This window comes from Microbacterium sp. PM5, from assembly GCF_003293595.1.
In the GTDB taxonomy this organism is placed as follows: domain Bacteria; phylum Actinomycetota; class Actinomycetes; order Actinomycetales; family Microbacteriaceae; genus Microbacterium.
The window spans coordinates 2,610,287-2,628,082 of record NZ_CP022162.1; the positions used below are offsets into that span (position 1 = coordinate 2,610,287).

18 protein-coding genes are annotated in these 17,796 nt (G+C 70.7%); 14 read left to right on the forward strand and 4 right to left on the reverse strand.

The window, feature by feature from the left end; translation table 11 throughout:
- Window position 1: 1 nt before the first annotated feature.
- Complete coding sequence (locus CEP17_RS12425; protein WP_239498530.1) at window positions 2-1,102, reverse strand: HAMP domain-containing sensor histidine kinase; 1,101 nt, start codon at window positions 1,100-1,102, stop codon at window positions 2-4.
- A 271-nt stretch (window positions 1,103-1,373) separates the two neighbouring features.
- Between CEP17_RS12425 and CEP17_RS12430 the strand changes: the two genes are divergently transcribed.
- Window positions 1,374-2,051, forward strand: coding sequence for a response regulator transcription factor (locus tag CEP17_RS12430; protein ID WP_204359830.1), 678 nt, complete (start codon window positions 1,374-1,376; stop codon window positions 2,049-2,051).
- Window positions 2,048-3,256, forward strand: a complete 1,209-nt coding sequence (locus tag CEP17_RS12435; RefSeq protein ID WP_112932450.1) for an ATP-binding protein — start codon at window positions 2,048-2,050, stop codon at window positions 3,254-3,256. Before CEP17_RS12430 ends, CEP17_RS12435 begins: the two co-directional genes overlap by 4 nt.
- Here CEP17_RS12435 and CEP17_RS12440 read toward each other — a convergent pair.
- Window positions 3,165-4,031, reverse strand: coding sequence for a CPBP family intramembrane glutamic endopeptidase (locus CEP17_RS12440; protein ID WP_112932451.1), 867 nt, complete (start codon window positions 4,029-4,031; stop codon window positions 3,165-3,167). The two genes, CEP17_RS12435 and CEP17_RS12440, sit on opposite strands and share 92 nt — an antisense overlap.
- 325 nt (window positions 4,032-4,356) lie before the next feature.
- Here CEP17_RS12440 and CEP17_RS12445 point away from each other — a divergent pair, with 325 nt between their 5' ends.
- Together CEP17_RS12445 and CEP17_RS12450 are read left to right on the forward strand one after the other, a co-directional pair.
- Window positions 4,357-4,614 (forward strand): hypothetical protein, encoded by a 258-nt coding sequence (locus CEP17_RS12445; RefSeq protein ID WP_112932452.1) that lies wholly within the window; start codon window positions 4,357-4,359, stop codon window positions 4,612-4,614.
- The gene (locus CEP17_RS12450; protein ID WP_036318294.1) at window positions 4,611-5,306 is read left to right on the forward strand and encodes a response regulator transcription factor; all 696 of its coding nucleotides are present in this window, start codon (window positions 4,611-4,613) and stop codon (window positions 5,304-5,306) included. Before CEP17_RS12445 ends, CEP17_RS12450 begins: the two co-directional genes overlap by 4 nt.
- Window positions 5,307-5,455: 149 nt before the next feature.
- Here the strand turns inward: CEP17_RS12450 and CEP17_RS12455 are convergent, their stop codons facing one another.
- Window positions 5,456-5,935: a VanZ family protein gene (locus tag CEP17_RS12455; protein WP_239498531.1), complete on the reverse strand. Its 480-nt coding sequence runs from the start codon at window positions 5,933-5,935 to the stop codon at window positions 5,456-5,458.
- 134 nt (window positions 5,936-6,069) lie between these two features.
- On the opposite strand from CEP17_RS12455, the gene CEP17_RS12460 reads away from it, so the two are divergent.
- From CEP17_RS12460 to glmM, 5 genes are all read left to right on the forward strand, one after another.
- Complete coding sequence (locus CEP17_RS12460) at window positions 6,070-7,767, forward strand: ATPase (protein ID WP_112932453.1); 1,698 nt, start codon at window positions 6,070-6,072, stop codon at window positions 7,765-7,767.
- 127 nt (window positions 7,768-7,894) lie between these two features.
- Complete coding sequence (locus tag CEP17_RS12465; protein ID WP_112932454.1) at window positions 7,895-8,824, forward strand: UTP--glucose-1-phosphate uridylyltransferase; 930 nt, start codon at window positions 7,895-7,897, stop codon at window positions 8,822-8,824.
- Between the two features lie 399 nt (window positions 8,825-9,223).
- Entirely contained in the window at window positions 9,224-9,670 is a 447-nt protein-coding gene (gene rplM / locus CEP17_RS12470) for a 50S ribosomal protein L13 (RefSeq protein ID WP_005050409.1), read from the forward strand.
- Between the two features lie 27 nt (window positions 9,671-9,697).
- A complete protein-coding gene (gene rpsI, locus CEP17_RS12475) occupies window positions 9,698-10,195 on the forward strand; it encodes a 30S ribosomal protein S9 (RefSeq protein WP_005050408.1) in 498 nt (165 codons plus the stop codon).
- Between the two features lie 6 nt (window positions 10,196-10,201).
- Window positions 10,202-11,545 (forward strand): phosphoglucosamine mutase, encoded by a 1,344-nt coding sequence (gene glmM / locus CEP17_RS12480; RefSeq protein WP_112932455.1) that lies wholly within the window; start codon window positions 10,202-10,204, stop codon window positions 11,543-11,545.
- A gap of 237 nt (window positions 11,546-11,782) precedes the next feature.
- On the opposite strand, the gene CEP17_RS12485 is transcribed toward glmM, so the two are convergent.
- Window positions 11,783-12,724: a Ppx/GppA phosphatase family protein gene (locus CEP17_RS12485; protein ID WP_112932456.1), complete on the reverse strand. Its 942-nt coding sequence runs from the start codon at window positions 12,722-12,724 to the stop codon at window positions 11,783-11,785.
- Window positions 12,725-12,757: 33 nt separating this feature from the next.
- Here CEP17_RS12485 and coaA point away from each other — a divergent pair, with 33 nt between their 5' ends.
- The 5 genes from coaA (at window position 12,758) to tsaE (ending at window position 17,759) form a co-directional block, all read left to right on the forward strand.
- Window positions 12,758-13,702, forward strand: a complete 945-nt coding sequence (gene coaA / locus CEP17_RS12490; protein ID WP_005050402.1) for a type I pantothenate kinase — start codon at window positions 12,758-12,760, stop codon at window positions 13,700-13,702.
- 70 nt (window positions 13,703-13,772) lie between these two features.
- On the forward strand, window positions 13,773-15,623 hold the full coding sequence (glmS, locus tag CEP17_RS12495; RefSeq protein ID WP_112932457.1) for a glutamine--fructose-6-phosphate transaminase (isomerizing): 1,851 nt from the start codon (window positions 13,773-13,775) through the stop codon (window positions 15,621-15,623).
- Window positions 15,624-15,675: 52 nt separating this feature from the next.
- Entirely contained in the window at window positions 15,676-16,038 is a 363-nt protein-coding gene (locus CEP17_RS12500; protein ID WP_036318303.1) for a holo-ACP synthase, read from the forward strand.
- Window positions 16,035-17,159, forward strand: coding sequence for an alanine racemase (alr, locus tag CEP17_RS12505; RefSeq protein WP_112932458.1), 1,125 nt, complete (start codon window positions 16,035-16,037; stop codon window positions 17,157-17,159). Before CEP17_RS12500 ends, alr begins: the two co-directional genes overlap by 4 nt.
- Before the next feature lie 96 nt (window positions 17,160-17,255).
- Window positions 17,256-17,759 carry a tRNA (adenosine(37)-N6)-threonylcarbamoyltransferase complex ATPase subunit type 1 TsaE gene (tsaE, locus tag CEP17_RS12510; protein ID WP_112932459.1) on the forward strand — a complete coding sequence of 168 codons (504 nt, stop codon included), beginning with the start codon at window positions 17,256-17,258 and terminating at the stop codon, window positions 17,757-17,759.
- The last annotated feature ends 37 nt before the right edge of the window (window positions 17,760-17,796 follow it).

Below are 17,796 nucleotides of genomic sequence, written 5' to 3' on the forward strand. Positions count from 1 at the left end.
CTCAGACGGCGATCATCACCAGACTCGCGATCGTGCCGACCGGGTGGTCGGGCCGCACCGACAGCGTTGCCTGATTCGCCCGCACGGCATGGCGCGGCGCGAACGCCGGATCTCGCGTCGCCGTGCGGTGACCGGCAGCGCCCATGAGGTGCGCCAGCTGTCGCCGTCGCTCCTCGTCCGTCGTGTGCCGCCCGTCGTCGGCCACCGACACCGTCGTGCGGTGATGATCGCGATGTGCTCGCACCACGATCCGGCCCGCCGTACGGCAATGGCCGATCGCATACGACAACAGGTCGGCGAGCACCTGACGCAGCTGCGTCTGCTCGAACCGCACGCTGCCGCAGCCCTCATCGATCACCTGCAGCGTCACCCCTCGGGCCCCTGCAACGCCCAGGAACACGGCGCATACGTCCGAGAGGGCCGCCGACACCTCGGTGGCGGGTATCGACCGCGCGACGTCCTCACGAGCCGTGCGGAACAGATCGTCCACCACGTCGACCAGCTGTTCCGTCGCCCGACTCAGCCGCCCGCCGATCTCACCAGCCGGGGAGTGCGATTCGAGCAGCTCGGCATAGCCGGCCACCGTCGTCAGGTGACCGCGCAGGCGGTGCGCCGCATCGCGCAGGAAGTCGTCACGGATCCGCGACGCCTCGAACACCGTCGTCATATCGCGCGCCACGATCACCGCGCCCCGCCGGGCGCCGCGCTGATCTCGGAACGGGCGGGCGGTGATCGACATCGCGCGCTGCTCGGCCCCTTCGCCCACCCACGTCGTATACGGAATCGCGTTGCCCGTCGACGCCACGTGGTGCAGGAGCTGCGGCCCCACCGCGATCGGCGTGGTCCGGTCGGCGTGGAAGAGGCGCAGGTCGCGGTACTCCGCGCCGGCGCTCAGGGTCTCGGGCAGCCCGGCCCGTGCGAACGCGTCGCGTGCCGGGCCGTTCAGGCGTAGGGGGATGCCGCGCTCATCGGTCACGATCACCGCTTCGCCGACGATCTCGTTCAGGGCCGACAGCACGAGCGGCCCGTCATCGCAGGCGCGGCGCGAGAGGCGGCCGCGTCCGCGCGCCGTCGATCCCGTTCTCCTCCTCGCCATACTCATGGGTCCTCTTCCGTGCTCGCCACGGTGTGCATCCCCCTCGACGGTTCTAGCAGAGGGCTTCGCTCGGCTCCGAGCGCAGCGGCGGCAGTTGTAGGTGGAATCACCGACGCGTTCTGCGCTGCCGTGCGCGAACTCGCCGTCTTCTTCGTCATTTTCGACGGCGAGCCGCACGAGTGCGTGAAAATGGTCGTCGGCGGGGGCCACTCGACAGGAGAATGCACATGTCACGCCCGTGCCCCCGATCGCTCCGCCTCCACGTGATCCCGCGATCGTGACGGGGCAGCTCCGCATCCTCGACGTCATGGTCGTCGAGGATCAACCGCTCTTCCGCGAGATGCTCGCCGTGCTGTTGGCCGATCAGAACGGCCTGCGCGTCTCCGCCGTCGCCTCCTCGGCGCAGAGCGCCCGCAACACCGACGTCCGCACTCTCGATGTCGCCCTCATCGACCTGCGCCTGCCCGATGGCGACGGCATCCGGCTGGGCCGCGAGCTGCGGCTTCGCCGCCCCGGTCTCGGCATCCTCGTGCTCTCCGCGTCCGACTCGATCAGCACCCTCCTGGAGGTTCCGGGCAGCGAGGCCGCCGGGTGGGGCTTTCTCTCCAAGAACTCCTCGCTGTCGGCATCCGCGCTCGTCTACGCCATCCGCGCCGTCGCCGCCGGGCGCACCGTGCTCGATCCCGCGATCCGCGCTCAACGCGAGATCCGCCGCAACAGCCCGCTCACCCGGCTCAGCCGACGCCAGCGCGAAGTGGTCGCCCTCGTCGCCGAGGGCTTGACCAACGCGGCGATCGCCGACCGGTTGGGCATCTCGCCCCGCTCCGTCGACGCGCACCTCAACGCGGCCTACGGCCTGCTCGGCATTCCGGCCAGTCGTGAGCGCAACCCGCGTGTCGAGGCGGTGCGCAGCTACCTGCAGCACACGACGTCGCCCTGGACCTCGGCGGGATGACCCGGTCGGGCCCCTCGCGCGACGTGCGTGCAGATGCCGTGACCGACCATCGGATCGTCCTGGTCGCGACGGCGGCGGCCACCCTCGCTGTCACGATCTACACCAGCCTGCAGGGCTGCCTGCTCAGCGGATGCCCCGCCGTCCACGGCGGCGGTGTCGGGGTGTGGGCCACGGTGGGCGCGGCCGTGGTCGCACCGGTCGTCATGCTGTCGGCCGTGCACCTGCTCAGGCCCGAGCGCTACGGCTACCTCGCCCGGTGCCTGTCGGTCGTCGCGATCGCGGTCGGAGCGGCCCTCACGCTCGCAGCCGCTCGAGCGGTTCTCGCGGCGATTCTCGCGCCGGATGCCGTCGCGCCGACCAGCATCGGCGAGTACGTCAGCGCCGCGGTGGCGGCGGCATGCGCGGTCGGTCTCGGACTCGTGCAGGTGGACGTCGCCCGCCGCATCCGCCACGCCGAGCGGGAGCAGTCGATCGCGCAGGCACGCGCCGCAGGCCTGGTCGCCGAACTGCAGGAGGAGGAACTGCGCCTGCGCTACGAGCTCGCCGAGACGATCCACGGCAGCGTGCAGGGCACCTTCGTCGTCATGGAGGCGCGGCTGCGGCATCTGGCGCTGTCGACCGCGCACGCCGATGCCGGAGTGGCCGGCGAGCTGCACGCGGTCGCCGACCAACTCCAACGGCTGCGCGAGAAAGAACTGCGCGCGCTCAGCGGACGGCTCTACCCCGTCGACCTCGAGCGCGGGCTCGCACCGGCCGTGCGCGCGCTCGTCGTGCGCCTGCCGCCGTCGGTGGCCGTCACGGCGCCCGACGACGCCGTCTTCTCGGCTTTCGAGAGCCGCCTCTCGCACGAAGCACGCGTTCTGGTGGTGCGGGTCATCGAGGACGCCCTCTCCAACGCGCTACGCCACGGCTCGGCCGACCACGTCGTCATCTCGGCGCGCGAGAGCGGCGGCATCCTGCTCATCGTGGTCGGCAACAACGGCTCCGCGCCGCCGGCGACACCGGCGCTGTCGGGGCTGGCGCGCCTTCGGCGACGAGCGCAGGTGCTCGGCGGAGAGCTCGTGCTCGAAACGCTCCACGGCGGGCGCTCGCGCACCGGCGCCCGACTGAAGCTCACTCTGCCGCTGAGTGCGGAAAGTGCCGGGGATGCCGCGGCATCCGCCTCCGCCACAGCAGCACCGCACACACCGCCCCCTGCACCATGACGACCGCGCTGATCGTCGACGCGATCACCCCCGCAGACTGATCCGCCGCGGTCAGCAGATCGAAGCCGGCGTGCCACAGCACCACGGGAACGATGCTCCACCGTGCGCCGGCCGTCATCCACGACAGGACGAACGATCCGAGCACCAGAGCCAGCATCCAGCCGACGATGCCGGCGCCCATCGCCTGATACGTCGGGTTGAAGAAGAACGCCGGAGCGTGCCAGACGATCCAGACCACGGCGACCAGCACCGATGCCCAGAACACCGTGACGCGCTCCGCGAGCGCGGGAAGCAGCCATCCGCGCCACCCGGCCTCCTCGCCCAGGCCGAACGTCGCCGCCCACACCAGTGCGACCAGAGGCCAGGGCAGGCCCGGCAGCTTTGCCGTGGTGCCGAAGGCGGCCGGGTCGGGCCAGCCGCCCGCGGCGAACGCAGCGGTGAAGAAGCCGATCAGGTAGTACAGCGCCGGCATCCCCAGCGCGGCGAACCACCAGAACCCGCCGAACCGCAGGCGCAGGATGCGTCGCGCCCACCGCGCCACGGCCGCCGGCCCCGCCGCGAACCAGGTCGCCGCCACCGCTCCGACCGCCGGTCCCACCGACGCGATGAAGAACGTGGCCGGTACGGCGTCGAGCGTGCCCGACGGCGCGGTGCGCGCGTCGACGAGAAGCGGCAGCCACAGTCCCCAGGTGACGGCGAAGGTGACGCCCAGGAACACCGCCACGGTGCCGCGCCGCGCGGGCGCCGCGATCCCCGCCGCTGGGTACGCGCTCATGCGTCGAGTCAACTCCGCCCCTCGCGGCACAGCCAGCGGTCGCGGCCGTGTCAAAGCGTCGTCGCGGGAACGCTCCCAGTCCGACCGCGCGATCGCCGGCGTCTGCGCCCCTACGTGCTTCCACGTAAAACTCTCGTGAAATCGCGGATTTCCGTCGATGGGCTGTTTCGCGCTGAGACACAATGATGCTGCGCCTGGTCTTGGGGCCCGGCGCGACCCTTCCGTTTCTGGGAACGGAGCACTTTCTGCAGCGCTGCGCCTCCCTCGCCGGATGCGCCGGGCCTGCGGTCGGCGGGTCGCATCGTGGGGAAAATGAGGAGTGACGATGAGTCGAGCTGGCGACGCTCGCATTGTGGAGATCTACGTCAACGCACACTGGCAGCCCGCGCCCTCGCGCCGTTACCTCGATCCGCCCACGGCTCGCCAGCTGCGCGCCGAGGGCATCACGATGGTGCGGGTCGCCCCCAGCCTCTGGAGTCGCATCACCGGCCGCGCCGCCGGTCTCGCCGGTCGCGACATCTCCGTCGCCCGCTACCTCGCGACCACCACGCACCGCGGCGGCGACGCCACCAGCCGGGCGTGACCGACCGGCCGCGCTCGGTGCGCGTGCTCGTCGTGGAGGGGCAACCCCTCCTTCGTGATCTGCTCGCGCGTCTCATCGATCAGCAACCGGGCATGCGTGCCGTCGCGCTGTGCGACTCGGCCCGCGCGGCGATCGAGGCGACCGAACGCGCGATCGACGTGGCCCTCATCGGCCCGCACGTTCCCGACGGCGGCGGGGTTCCGCTCGGCGAAGCTCTGCGTGCCCGATCGAGCCGCCTCGGCATCGTCGTGCTGGCGGCGCCCGAGACGCGGGATCTTCTGCGCCGCGTGCCGGCGGAAGACGCGGCCGGCTGGGCCGTGCTCTCCAAGAACCTCTCGCTCACGTCCCCGGCTCTCGTGTATGCCCTCACGTCGGTCGCCGCCGGACGCCGCGTGCTCGATCCCGCCATCCGGGCGGAGAGCGTCGAATGGCGCGAGAGCCCGCTGTGCCGCCTCAGCGCCCGCCAGCGCGAGGTGCTCTCCCTCGTCGCCGAGGGTCTCAGCAACACGGCGATCGCCCGGCGACTCGCCCTTTCGCCCCGCTCGGTCGAAGCGCACCTGCGGGCGGCGTACGCCGTGCTCGGCGTGGGGTCCGACCCCGCACGCAATGCCAGAGTCGATGCCGTGCGCGCCTATCTCGCGCACGGGGGAGCCGAGCGCGAGACCGCGATGGGTGAGATTCCTCTCATCTAGCCCCATGAGCCGCCTCGGGTGGTCGATGATGGGCGTGCCCCATCCCCATGCGGTGACGAACCCCAGATGTCACCAATGGAAGGCGGTCGCCCTGCCCCTGCCGGGGGGCTGGCGCAGGGCGACCGCATCCCTCCGCGCTGGGCCGGTGCTCAGGTCGTCGGAGGTTCGGTCCGCGCTCGGGCGAGCGTCTCCGCGAAGACGGCGAGCACGATGCCGAGGCAGGCCCCCGCCGTGTTGGCGACGATGTCGAGCACGCTCGGCGTGCGCGCGGCCAGCGCGATGGCCTGGCCGGTCTCGATCGTGACGGTCGTGAGGAACGCGATCGGCATCACCAGCCACCGATCGCGCGCGAGAATCAGCGTCAGAAGGAAACCCAGCGGCACGAACAGCAGGATGTTCGCGCCGAACTCGATCCGCGCGTAGGTCAGCAGCGGGAAGAGCCGCGTCACCGCTCGCAGCAGTGGCCCGGCCCCGGAGTCGACGGGAACGGGCCAGAATGCGATCAGCGCGAGCGCGATCACGTACGCTGACAACCACGCCCGGGCACTTCGACCCCACCCCGTCAGTCGCGTCTGCCAGGTCGTCGCGAGACGCCCACCGAGTGGGGGAGAACCGGCCTCTTTCGTCATCGGGCTTCCCTTCTACCGGGTCGCCCCGTCGCGACGAGAATACGGGCGGATTATAAGGAATTCCCTCTCCCCTCCATGTAGACGAATGGTTACACTGACTACTACTTGGGGGTAGGAATGGTGGGGTTGAGCTAATGGCCCGGCGGGAGCCGCGCGCGATCAACGTGGTGTCAGCGTACTGGGACACCGCCGGAAGTGGCCGCTTCTTCACGCGCTGGAGCGCGGTCGTGTCGCTGCCCGTTTCGGCGCTTCTGCTCGTCGCCATCGTCGAGGGCACCCGTGACGGCTATGTGCAAGGCATTGCCGCGGCTGTGCTCAGCTGGGTCGTCCTCGCCCTTCCCGTTCTCGCCGTGGCTGCCGCCGAACGGCGAATGCGCGATCACCGCTCTCGTGCGCTCCTGGTCACCGTCACGCTGCTGCTCGTCGCGACCGCGCGTCCGATCCTCAACGAGACGTTCATCCACCTCCTCTACAACGGCCGCTCCGGCGGCGTGTGGGCGGCGCGCATCGGCACCAATGTCATCGTGGCTTTCGGTCTGTTCACCCTCGTCGCGATCATCACCACCCAGTACCAGCAGACCCGTGCGACCGCCGACCGTCTTGCCCACGCTCTGGGCCGCTTGGATGCCGCAACCGAGCAGGTCGTCACCGACGATCGTGACGCACGTCTGGTCATCCGGGGCCTCGTCGCGGAGCTTCGTGCCGAGCGCGACGCCATGCTGGCGCGGGTGATCGACTTCGACGCCGTGCGCGACTTCTCCGAACGCGTGCGCGCCGCGAGCCACCGCCTGGAGGAGATGGCCGCCGCCAGTGCGCCGGTTCCCGCGCTGTGGGCGCCGCGGTCTCGCGCCGCTCGGCACCGTCACGGGCTCGAGCGGCTCCAGCCGACGCCGCTGCTGTGGGTCGGGGCGCTCTACCTGCTCATGGCTGCGCCGTATCTGCTGACGGTGGGAGACGTCTCCGATGTCGTCATCGCCGGCGTCGCCGTCTTCCTGCTCGATCTGGCTGCCGGCGCCGTGCTGCGCGCGGTGCCGAATCACAGCCGACGTGGCCGAGGCGTGATCTTCCTCCTCGTGTGGACGTTGGCGGGAATGACGTCCGCCGTCGTGGGACGTCTCCTGCTCCCGGCGACCGGGGCGCTGATGATCATCCCGGCGTTCGCCATGCCGCTCGCGGCGATCGTGCTCTCCCTCGCGATCGACACGTATCGCTGGGCGCGCACCGACGAGGCCGATGCCACCCGAGAGCTCGCCCGTGCGGCGGGTGACTTCGCCGACCGCGTGCGGCGAGCGCAGGCTCCGTTGCTGCACGCGGCATCCACCCTCCACGGGCGCGTGCAGGGGCGCTGCGTGATCTTCGCCGCTCGCGTCGACGAGAATCCGCCGACGGCCGATGACATCGCCCAGTTCCGTGTCGAGACCGACCGGGCGCTCGACGAGGTGCTCGTGCCCGTGCCGACGTCGGAGATCGAGACGGTGGGCGCCTTGCGGCGGATGCTGGCGGGGTGGGAGCCGATCATGGTGCTGGAGACCCGCATCGACGACGCCGCGGCGTCGGCCGTGGACGGTGCCGAGGCCGCCCCCATCGTCTCGGAAGTCGTCAACGAGGCCCTCGTCAACGCGGTCAAGCACTCCGGTGCGCGCGCGGCACGGATCGACATCTCCACGGATGCCGGGGGAGACCTCCACGTGCGCGTCGCATCGGCCGGTGAGCTGCCTCGCGCGGTCATGCCCATGCGGCCCTTCGCGGGACGAACGCTCCTCTATCAGGACGGGCGCGACGTCGTGCTCGAGTCGACCCTGCCGGCGACCCTGATCGCTGCCCCCGCCTGAGTCGGCACGTCATCTGGCCGTCGCCCGGCCGACACAGAGCGATCCTCTGCGGGCGCTATGCTCGCCCTACGCGCGCGTCCTCGGACGCCTCGGAGCAGACCCCCCTTCACGCCCCGCAGGAGATCGCATGTCCATTCGCTACAAGGCCGTCATCCCCGCTGCGGGTCTCGGCACGAGGTTCCTTCCCGCCACCAAGGCGATGCCCAAAGAGATGCTGCCCGTCGTCGACAAGCCGGCCATCCAGTACGTCGTCGAAGAGGCGGTGGCCGCCGGCATCCGCGACGTGCTCATCATCGTCGGCCGCAACAAGAACAACATCGCCAACCACTTCGACTCGGTCCCCGAGCTCGAGACGGCGCTGACGACGAAGGGCGACACCGCCAAGCTCGGCAAGGTCGCCCACTCGTCGCAGCTCGCCGACATCCACATCACCCGCCAGGGCGAACCGCGGGGGCTCGGGCACGCCGTGTCGCGAGCGGCCTCGTATGTCGGCGACTCCTCGTTCGTCGTCATGCTCGGCGACGACCTCATCGATGAGCGCGACCCGCTCCTTCCGACCATGCTCGCGGTCCACGAGCGCACCGGCGGTGCCGTCGTCGCGCTCATGGAGGTCGATCCCGAACAGGTCCATCTCTACGGCGTCGCCACCGTCGGGGCTCGCGGCGACGACGGTTCGGTCCGCATCCTCGACCTCGTCGAGAAGCCCGCCCGCGAGGATGCCCCCTCCAACCTCGCTGTCATCGGCCGCTACGTGCTGGGTCCGGAGGTGTTCGGAGTGCTCGCGCACACCGAGCCCGGCAAGGGCGGCGAGATCCAGCTCACCGATGCCCTCCGTGAACTCGCGGCCGATTCGGACGGGCCCGGCGTGTACGGTGTCGTCTTCAGCGGACGCCGCTACGACACCGGCGACCGGGTCGACTACATCAAGGCGATCCTGCAGCTCGCCTGCGACCGCGACGACCTCGGGCCCGAGCTGCGGCCGTGGATCAAGCAGTTCGCCGCCGGCCTCGACGAGACGGTCGTTTCTCCGGCTCCGCCTGCGGTGGAGACGGCCTGATCCCGGTAGTCTGGTACCGACAACACAGGAACGGTGAGCTTCGCCTGCAGAGCCTGTCCCCCCAACCCCCGGTAGTGTCCCCACACGACCGGTTGGCGGTCGCCGACCCCCCGCGTGCGGCCGCCGCGACCGAGGAGCCGGAGTATCCCTTCGGCTCCTCGGTCGCCCTTTTTCACGGCACGTATCGAGTCGCCTTGACCGCGTCGTCTCGACGGGTTTGGCGGTGATGACCGCGTAGCGTAGACTTTCCCTTTGGTGCTCGTGCTGCCTGCGGCCGACGCCACGAACGTGAGCCCTCCACTGGCGTGTTCCCCTCCGCGGATCTCGTACCCGCGCAGCGAACCACCCCGGAGCGGGATTCACGAACCTCTCCGTTCGAATCAAGAAAGCAGCACTACTGTGACGCGCACCTACACCCCCAAGGCCGGTGAAGTGACCCGCGAGTGGGTCGTCATCGACGCGACCGACGTCGTTCTCGGACGCCTCGCCTCGCACGCCGCCGCCATCCTCCGCGGCAAGCACAAGCCCACCTTCGCGAACCACATGGACACCGGTGACTTCGTCATCGTCGTCAACGCCGAGAAGGTCGCCCTCACGGGTCAGAAGCTCCAGAAGAAGATGGCCTACCGCCACTCGGGCTACCCGGGCGGGCTCACGGCCACCTCGTACGCCGAGCTCCTCGAGAAGAACCCGGTCCGCGCCGTCGAGAAGGCGATCCGCGGCATGCTCCCCAAGAACAGCCTGGGTCGCCAGCAGCTGTCGAAGCTGAAGGTCTACGTGGGCGCCGAGCACCCGCACGCGGCCCAGCAGCCCACCCCGTACACCTTCGGCCAGGTCGCTCAGTAAGCGCGCCGAGAGATATAAGGACAACTCATGGCGAAGATCGCTGACTCCATCGAAGAGAACACCCTCGACAACGCGGAGAGCTACACCACCGAGAGCGCTCCGGTCGAGGCCGCTGCCGCGCCCCGCCCGGTGCTGTCGGTTCCCGGTGCCGCCGTCGGCCGCCGCAAGCAGGCCATCGCGCGCGTCCGCCTCATCCCCGGCTCCGGCACCATCACGGTGAACGGCCGCACGCTCGAGGACTACTTCCCCAACAAGCTGCACCAGCAGCTCATCAACGACCCGTTCACGGTGCTCGACCTCGCCGGCGGGTACGACGTCATCGCCCGCATCTCCGGCGGCGGCCCCTCGGGTCAGGCCGGTGCGCTGCGCCTGGGCATCGCCCGCGCGCTGAACGAGATCGACGCCGAGAACAACCGCCCGACCCTCAAGAAGGCCGGCTTCCTCTCGCGCGACGCCCGCGTCAAGGAGCGCAAGAAGGCCGGTCTCAAGAAGGCCCGCAAGGCTCCGCAGTACTCGAAGCGCTAAAGCTTCATGGCGCTGTTCGGGACGGACGGTGTGCGGGGCCTGGCCAACGGCCCCCTCACCGCCGACCTCGCGCTCACCCTGGCCCAGGCGACTGCCGTCGTCCTGGGCCAGGGCCGTATCGCCGAGGCGCGAAAGGCCGCGGGCAAGCGGCTCACCGCTGTCATCGCACGTGACCCTCGCGTGTCCGGTCAGTTCCTGTCGGCAGCCGTCGAAGCGGGGCTCGCCTCGTCGGGCGTCGACGTCCTCGACGCCGGAACGCTGCCCACGCCGGCGGCTGCCTACCTGATCGGCGACATCGACGCCGACTTCGGCGTCATGATCTCGGCATCGCACAACCCTGCCCCCGACAACGGCATCAAGATCTTCGCCCGCGGCGGCGTCAAGCTCCCCGACGAGGTCGAGCGACGCATCGAAGAGGCGATGGCGGGTGAGAAGCTGCGTCCCACCGGCGGCGACGTCGGGCGGGTGGTGCGCTTCTCGGATGCCGAGGACCGCTACGCGATCCACCTGCTCGCGTCCCTGCCGCACCGCTTGGACGGGCTGCACGTCGTCCTCGACTGCGCGCACGGCGCGGCATCCGGTGTCTCGCCCGAGACGTTCCGCAACGCCGGGGCGAAGGTGACGGTCATCGGTGCCGATCCCGACGGCGTCAACATCAACGACGGCTACGGGTCGACGCACCTCGAGAAGCTGTCGGCGGAGGTCGTGCGCACGGGCGCCGACGTCGGCATCGCCCACGACGGCGACGCCGACCGGTGCCTCGCGGTCGACGCCGACGGGCGCGTGATCGACGGCGACCAGATCATGGCGATCCTCGCGGTCGCGATGAAGCGCGACGGGCGCCTCAAGAACGACACGCTGGTGGCGACCGTCATGAGCAACCTCGGCCTGCACCGCGCGATGGCCGCCCAGGGCATCACCGTCGAGCAGACCGCGGTCGGTGACCGGTACGTGCTCGAGCGGATGAACGAGGGCGGCTTCTCCCTCGGCGGCGAGCAGAGCGGCCACGTCATCATGAGCCGCTACGCCACGACCGGCGACGGTGTGCTCACCGGGCTGCACCTGTGCGCCGAGATGGCGCGGACGGGGCGTTCGCTGGCCGAGTTGGCGTCGGTCATGACCGTCTTCCCCCAGGTGCTGATCAACGTGCGCGGGGTCGAGCGCTCCCGCGCGACCGACGCCGACGTCCTCGCCGGTGTGCAGGTCGCCGAAGCGGCTCTCGGCGACAGCGGGCGGGTGCTGCTGCGCCCCTCGGGAACCGAGCCGATGGTGCGCGTCATGGTCGAGGCCGCCTCGCAGGACGATGCGCAGCGCATCGCCGAAGAGCTCGCCGACATCGTCCGCGGCTGAGGCGGCGATCGCCCCAGATTACGCGCCGGTAAAACGTTGCCGGCGCTCTGGCGCTTCGCTTGCGCGGCGCCCTAGCCTGAGCCTGCACTCACTACCCATCCCCGAGCCCTGACCCGACAGGATCGGGGCTCTGCGGGCATGACGACTGGGGTGCGCGGCCCCTCCGTCAGCGTTCCCCCCGACGCACCCCCCCCGACGGAGGGGCTGCTCCCCTCGACCGGCCGGCGACGGCGACGCTCAGGCCGGTTCCTGCCAGCTCAGCGACTCGATGTACCGCAGCAGCACGCCTTCGCGCAGCGCCCAGGGGCTCACCTCGAGTTCGTCGACGTCGAGCGCCGTCATGGCCGTGTGCAGCACCACGGCGGCCGCGACGATCTGGAAGGTGCGGTCGGCGGTGATGCCGGGCAGCTCCTGACGGGCGGATGCCGGGATACGTGCCAGCCGCGGAATCCACGAGCCCAGCGCTCCGCGGGGAAGCAGCATTCGCTCGCTGCCGCTCCACCCCGGAACGGGATAGCCGGCGAGCTTGGCCAGCGACCGGATGGCCTTCGAGGAGCCGACGACGTGGTTCGGTCGCGGCTGACCGGACATGCGCGCGGCGACGGGCGCGAGCACACCCCGCGCGTGCTCGCGCAGCACCTCCACGGCGTCTTCGCCGGGCGGGTCGTGGGGAAGGAACTCCACCGTCGTCCTTCCCGCGCCGAGAGGGACCGATGCGGCCACGTCGGGCAGCTCGTCCGCGCCGGCGGCGATCTCCAGCGATCCGCCGCCGATGTCGAAGAGCAGGATCTGCCCCGCCGACCAGCCGAACCAGCGGCGCACCGCGAGAAACGTGAACCGCGCCTCCGACTCGCCGCCCAGCACCTGCAGTTCCTGGCCGAGGGTCGCCTCGATCCGCGCGATCACGTCGGCCCCGTTCGTGGCCTCGCGCACCGCGCTGGTCGCGGTCGCCAGCAGCTCGACGACGTTCTCCGCCTGGGCGACGGCGCGGGCCTGCGCGACGGCATCCACGAGCGCCTCCACACCCGCCTCGCTGATCGCGCCGTCGGGCTCGAGATAGCGCATGAGACGCAGCACCGTGCGCTGGCTCGTCGTGGCCTGCGGACGCCCGCCGGGATGGACATCGGCGACGAGCAGGTGGACGGTGTTCGAGCCGATATCGAGGACTCCGAGACGCATGGGTTCAGCGTATCCACAGATAGAGTGGGCCCGATGTCCACCGAAGACGAGACGACGATCGACTCGCTGTACCGCGAGATCGGGCGCGCAGACTGGGCACGCCTGGCTGCCGGCATCCCCGCTCCGCTCACCGAGACCGAGGTCGTGCAGCTGCGCGGTATCGGCGATCGGCTGGATCTCACCGAGGTGCGCGAGGTCTATCTGCCGCTGAGCCGGCTGCTGAGCACCTACGCCGAGAACACCCAGCGCCTCGGCGCCGAGACCGCCGCCTTCCTCGGCGAAGCCGACTCGACCACGCCGTTCGTGGTCGCCGTCGCCGGGTCGGTCGCGGTCGGAAAGTCCACCATCGCACGGCTGCTGCGCGAGTTGATGAGCCGGTGGCCGGGAACGCCCCGGGTGGAACTGGTCACCACCGACGGCTTCCTCTACTCGAACGCGGAGCTCGAGCGCCGCGGCCTCATGGAGCGCAAGGGCTTTCCGGAGTCGTACGACCGCCGCGCACTGGTCAGCTTTCTCACCGAGGTCAAATCCGGCGCCGCGGAGGTGCGCGCCCCGTTCTACTCGCACGTCCGGTACGACATCGTCCCCGATGCGCATGTCACGGTCCGTCGCCCCGACGTCGTCATCGTCGAGGGCCTGAACGTGCTCTCGCCCCCGCCGTCGCCTCACGACGTCGCCGTCAGCGACCTCTTCGACTTCTCGATCTACGTGGATGCCGACGAAGCCGACATCGCGCAGTGGTACGTCGACCGCTTCCTCGCCCTCCGCCGGGGGGCGTTCAGCAACCCGAGCTCGTTCTTCAACGTGTTCGCCGACCTCTCCGACGAGGAGGCCGTCACAACGGCCCTCGGCTACTGGAACGAGATCAACCTGCCCAACCTCCGCGAGAACGTCGCGCCCACCCGCCACCGCGCCACTCTCGTGCTGAAGAAGGCGGCGGCGCACGCGGTGGAGTCGGTGCGCCTGCGCAAGCTCTGACGGCGGCGTCCGCCGAATTCACGGCGTTTGTCAGGGCTCCGAGCAAATGCCCGCACCTAGCATTGACCCTATGTGTGGAATCGTCGGTTACGTAGGTCCTCGCGACAGCCAGGCCATCCTCCTGTCCGGGCTCGCCCGCCTCGAGTACCGCGGCTACGACTCGGCCGGCATCGCCGTGATCGACGGCGGCGGTGACCTCGACATGCGCAAGCGCGCGGGCAAGCTGCAGGTGCTGCGCGACGATCTCGCCGCCCACCCGATGCCCGACGGCACGACCGGCATCGGTCACACGCGGTGGGCCACCCACGGGGGTCCGACCGACGCCAACGCGCACCCCCACCTCGCCGACGACGACAAGCTCGCCGTCATCCACAACGGCATCATCGAGAACTTCTCGGAGCTGAAGGCCGAGCTGCTCAGCGACGGGTACACGTTCCGCTCCGAGACCGACACGGAGGTCGCCGCGGTCCTCCTCGGCCGCGAGTATCAGGCCTCCGGCGATCTCGTCGCCGCCTTCCGCACCGTCGTGGCCCGTCTGGAGGGCGCTTTCACCCTCCTGGCGATGCACCGCGATCAGCCCGGGCTGGTCGTCGGCGCCCGCCGCAACTCCCCCCTCGTCATCGGTCTCGGTGAGGGAGAGAACTTCCTCGGCTCCGACGTCGCCGCCTTCGTCGAGCACACCCGCCACGCCCTCGCGATCGGTCAGGACGAGATCGTCGCGATCACGCCCGCCGGCGTCGAGGTGACTGACTTCACCGGCGCCCCCGTCGAGGTCGAGCCGTTCGAGGTCGTCTGGGACGCGTCGGCGGCCGAGAAGGGCGGCTGGTCCTCGTTCATGGCCAAGGAGGTCTCCGAGGAGCCCGACGCGGTCGCGAACACCATCCGTGGACGCCTGCACGACGGCACCGTGACCATTCCCGAGCTCGAGGGGCTGGACGAGCTGTTCACCGGCATCCGTCGCATCGTCGTGATCGCGTGCGGCACCGCCGCCTACGCCGGGCAGACCGGCAAGTACGCGCTGGAGCAGTGGACCCGCATCCCCGTCGATGTGGAGCTCGCGCACGAGTTCCGCTACCGCGACCCGGTCATCGGCGAGGACACGCTGGTCGTCTCGATCAGCCAGTCGGGTGAGACCATGGACACCCTGATGGCCGTCAAGTACGCCCGCGAGCAGGGCGCCAAGACGCTGTCGATCTGCAACACGCAGGGAGCGACCATCCCGCGCGAGTCGGATGCCGTGATCTACACGCACGCAGGGCCCGAGGTGGCCGTCGCCTCCACGAAGGCCTTCGTCGCCCAGATCACCGCGCTGTACCTGCTGGCCCTACACGTCGCGCGTCTTCGCGGCACGATCCCCGTGGCCGAACAGGCGACGCACGTGCGCGAGCTCGAGGCGATCCCCGCCAAGATCCAGCGGGTGCTCGCGGAGGAGCAGACGCACATCGAGCAGTTCTCCCACTGGATGGCCGACACCCAGTCGGTGCTGTTCCTGGGGCGCCACGTGGGCTACCCGATCGCTCTGGAGGGTGCGCTCAAGCTCAAGGAGATCAGCTACATCCACGCGGAGGGCTTCGCCGCCGGCGAGCTCAAGCACGGCCCGATCGCCCTGATCGAACCCGGTCAGCCGGTTTTCGTCATCGTGCCCTCTCCGCGCGAATCGGCGGAGCTGCACAAGAAGGTCGTCTCCAACATCCAGGAGATCCGCGCCCGAGGCGCCCGCGTCATCGCCGTCGCCGAAGAGGGCGACGCCGCCGTGCTGCCGTTCGCCGACGAGGTGCTGCGCATCCCGCTGGCCGGCCCCCTGTTCGAGCCGCTCCTGGCCGTCGTGCCGCTGCACATCTTCGCCATGGGCCTCGCCACCGCGAAGGGCCTGGACGTCGACCAGCCGCGCAACCTCGCGAAGTCCGTCACCGTCGAGTAATCGCCGCCGCAGGTAGGCTGGCGGGGGCGCGCGTGCGGAGGGGGTGGATGCCGTGATCATCGGAATCGGCGTCGACCTCGTCGACATCCCGCGCTTCGAGCGGTCGCTGCAGCGCACGCCTCGGCTGCTCGAGCGGCTCTTCGCGCCGACGGAGCGCGCCCTCCGACCGCACTCGCTGGCCGCCCGCTACGCCGCCAAGGAAGCGCTGATCAAGGCTCTCGGCGGGTCGGACGGCGTGCACTGGACCGACATCGAGGTCGCGAGCGAGCCGTCGGGTCGGCCCGTCTTCGCACTCACGGGCGAGACGGCGGCGACCGTCGCCGCGCGCGGCATCGGCGCCCTCCACCTGTCCCTCAGTCACGACGCGGGCCTGGCGACCGCGTACGTCATCGCCGAGTCGCAGGAGAGCGCATGAGCAGACTCCCCGAGGGCGTGCTGCGCGAAGCCGTCATCGACACCTCCGCGATCACCGCGAACGTGCGGCATCTGCGACAGCTCACGGCATCCGAGATCATCGCCGTCGTCAAGGCGGACGGGTACGGGCACGGCGCCGTGCGGGCGGCCCGCGCGGCGCTGGAGGGCGGTGCGCGCCGCATCGGCGTCTCCGACATCGACGAGGCGCTGGCCCTGCGCCGTGCCGGCATCGATGCCCCCCTCGTCGCCTGGCTGCACGCACCCGGAGCCCGCTTCGCCGAAGCCGCCTCCCGTGGCGTCGAGCTCGGCGTCTCCAGCCTCGATCAACTGCAGGCCGCCGCCGCGGCGGCGACGGGGGATCGCCCCGTGGGCGTGCACCTGAAGATCGAGACGGGTCTCGGCCGCAACGGACTCGCCCCCGGCGACTACGCGGTCGCCTTCGCCGAAGCGGCCCGCCTCGAGCGCATCGGGCGCCTGCGGGTCGTGGGCATCTTCAGCCATCTCTCCAACACGTCCTCCGCCGACGACCGCGCCGCGATCGAACGCTTCACGGACGGGCTCGCGCTCGCGGCATCCCACGGTCTCGCTCCGCAGCTGCGGCACATCGCCGCCTCGCACGCGGCCATCGCCCTGCCCGAGTCGCGCTTCGGGTGCGTGCGGCTCGGTATCGCGATCTACGGGCTGTCGCCGTTCGCCGACCGCACCTCCGCCGATCTGGGCCTGCGGCCGGCGATGACCCTGCGCGCTGCGGTCGCGGCCGTGCGGCGCGTGCCGGCCGGCCAGGGCGTCTCGTACGGCTACGCCTACCGCACGACGCAGGCGACCACGCTCGCGCTGATCCCCGCCGGGTATGCCGACGGTGTGCCGCGCGCAGCCTCCGGCGGCGGCGCCGTCCGCATCGGCGGGGAGGTCTTCCCCGTTGCCGGCCGCATCGCGATGGACCAGTTCGTCGTCGACGTCGGCGACCACCCGGTCGCCGTGGGCGAGGAGGCGGTCCTCTTCGGCGATCCGACGCTGGGCGCGCCGCCGGTGGAGGTGTGGGCGGATGCCGCGGGCACCATCAACTACGAGATCGTCACCCGCATCGGTCCGCGCGTGCCGCGGCGCGAAGGCGCGGTGTGACCGCTCACCGATGCGCGCTGCGCCCGCGTCCTGCGGGAATCCGCGACCCGCGGGCGGCGTTGCAGCGGGGTGGGAAGAAGACGAAACGGTGATCGCATGAACGGATTGGATGAGTTCGTCGGGCAGCGCGAGATCGCGTCGCCCGCAGAGATGGAAGAGCTCGGCCGGGCTTTCGGTCGCGCGCTGCACGCCGGTGACCTCGTCGTGCTCACCGGTCCGTTGGGCGCCGGAAAGACGACGTTGACGCGCGGCATCGCCGCCGAGCTCGGGGTTCGCGGCCGCGTGCAGAGTCCGACGTTCGTCATCGCCCGCACGCACCCCTCGCTCGCCGACGGCCCCTCACTCGTGCACGTCGACGCCTACCGCCTCGGAACCGACGGCGAGCTCGATGACCTCGACATCGACTTCGCCCACGCCGTCGTCGTCGCCGAATGGGCGGCACCGTTCGCGGACGCCGTCGCCGACCGCTGGTGGGAGGTCGAGATCGACCGGGGCTGGAGCGGCACCGGCGTCGACAACGCCTGCGGCACCGCCGGTCCCCACATGGCCGCGATGGAGGACGCCGCACCACGGCTGGTCCGCATCACTCGCCACGGGTGAGCGCTCCGGCGCGCGCTCACCCCGATTACCCTGGAGG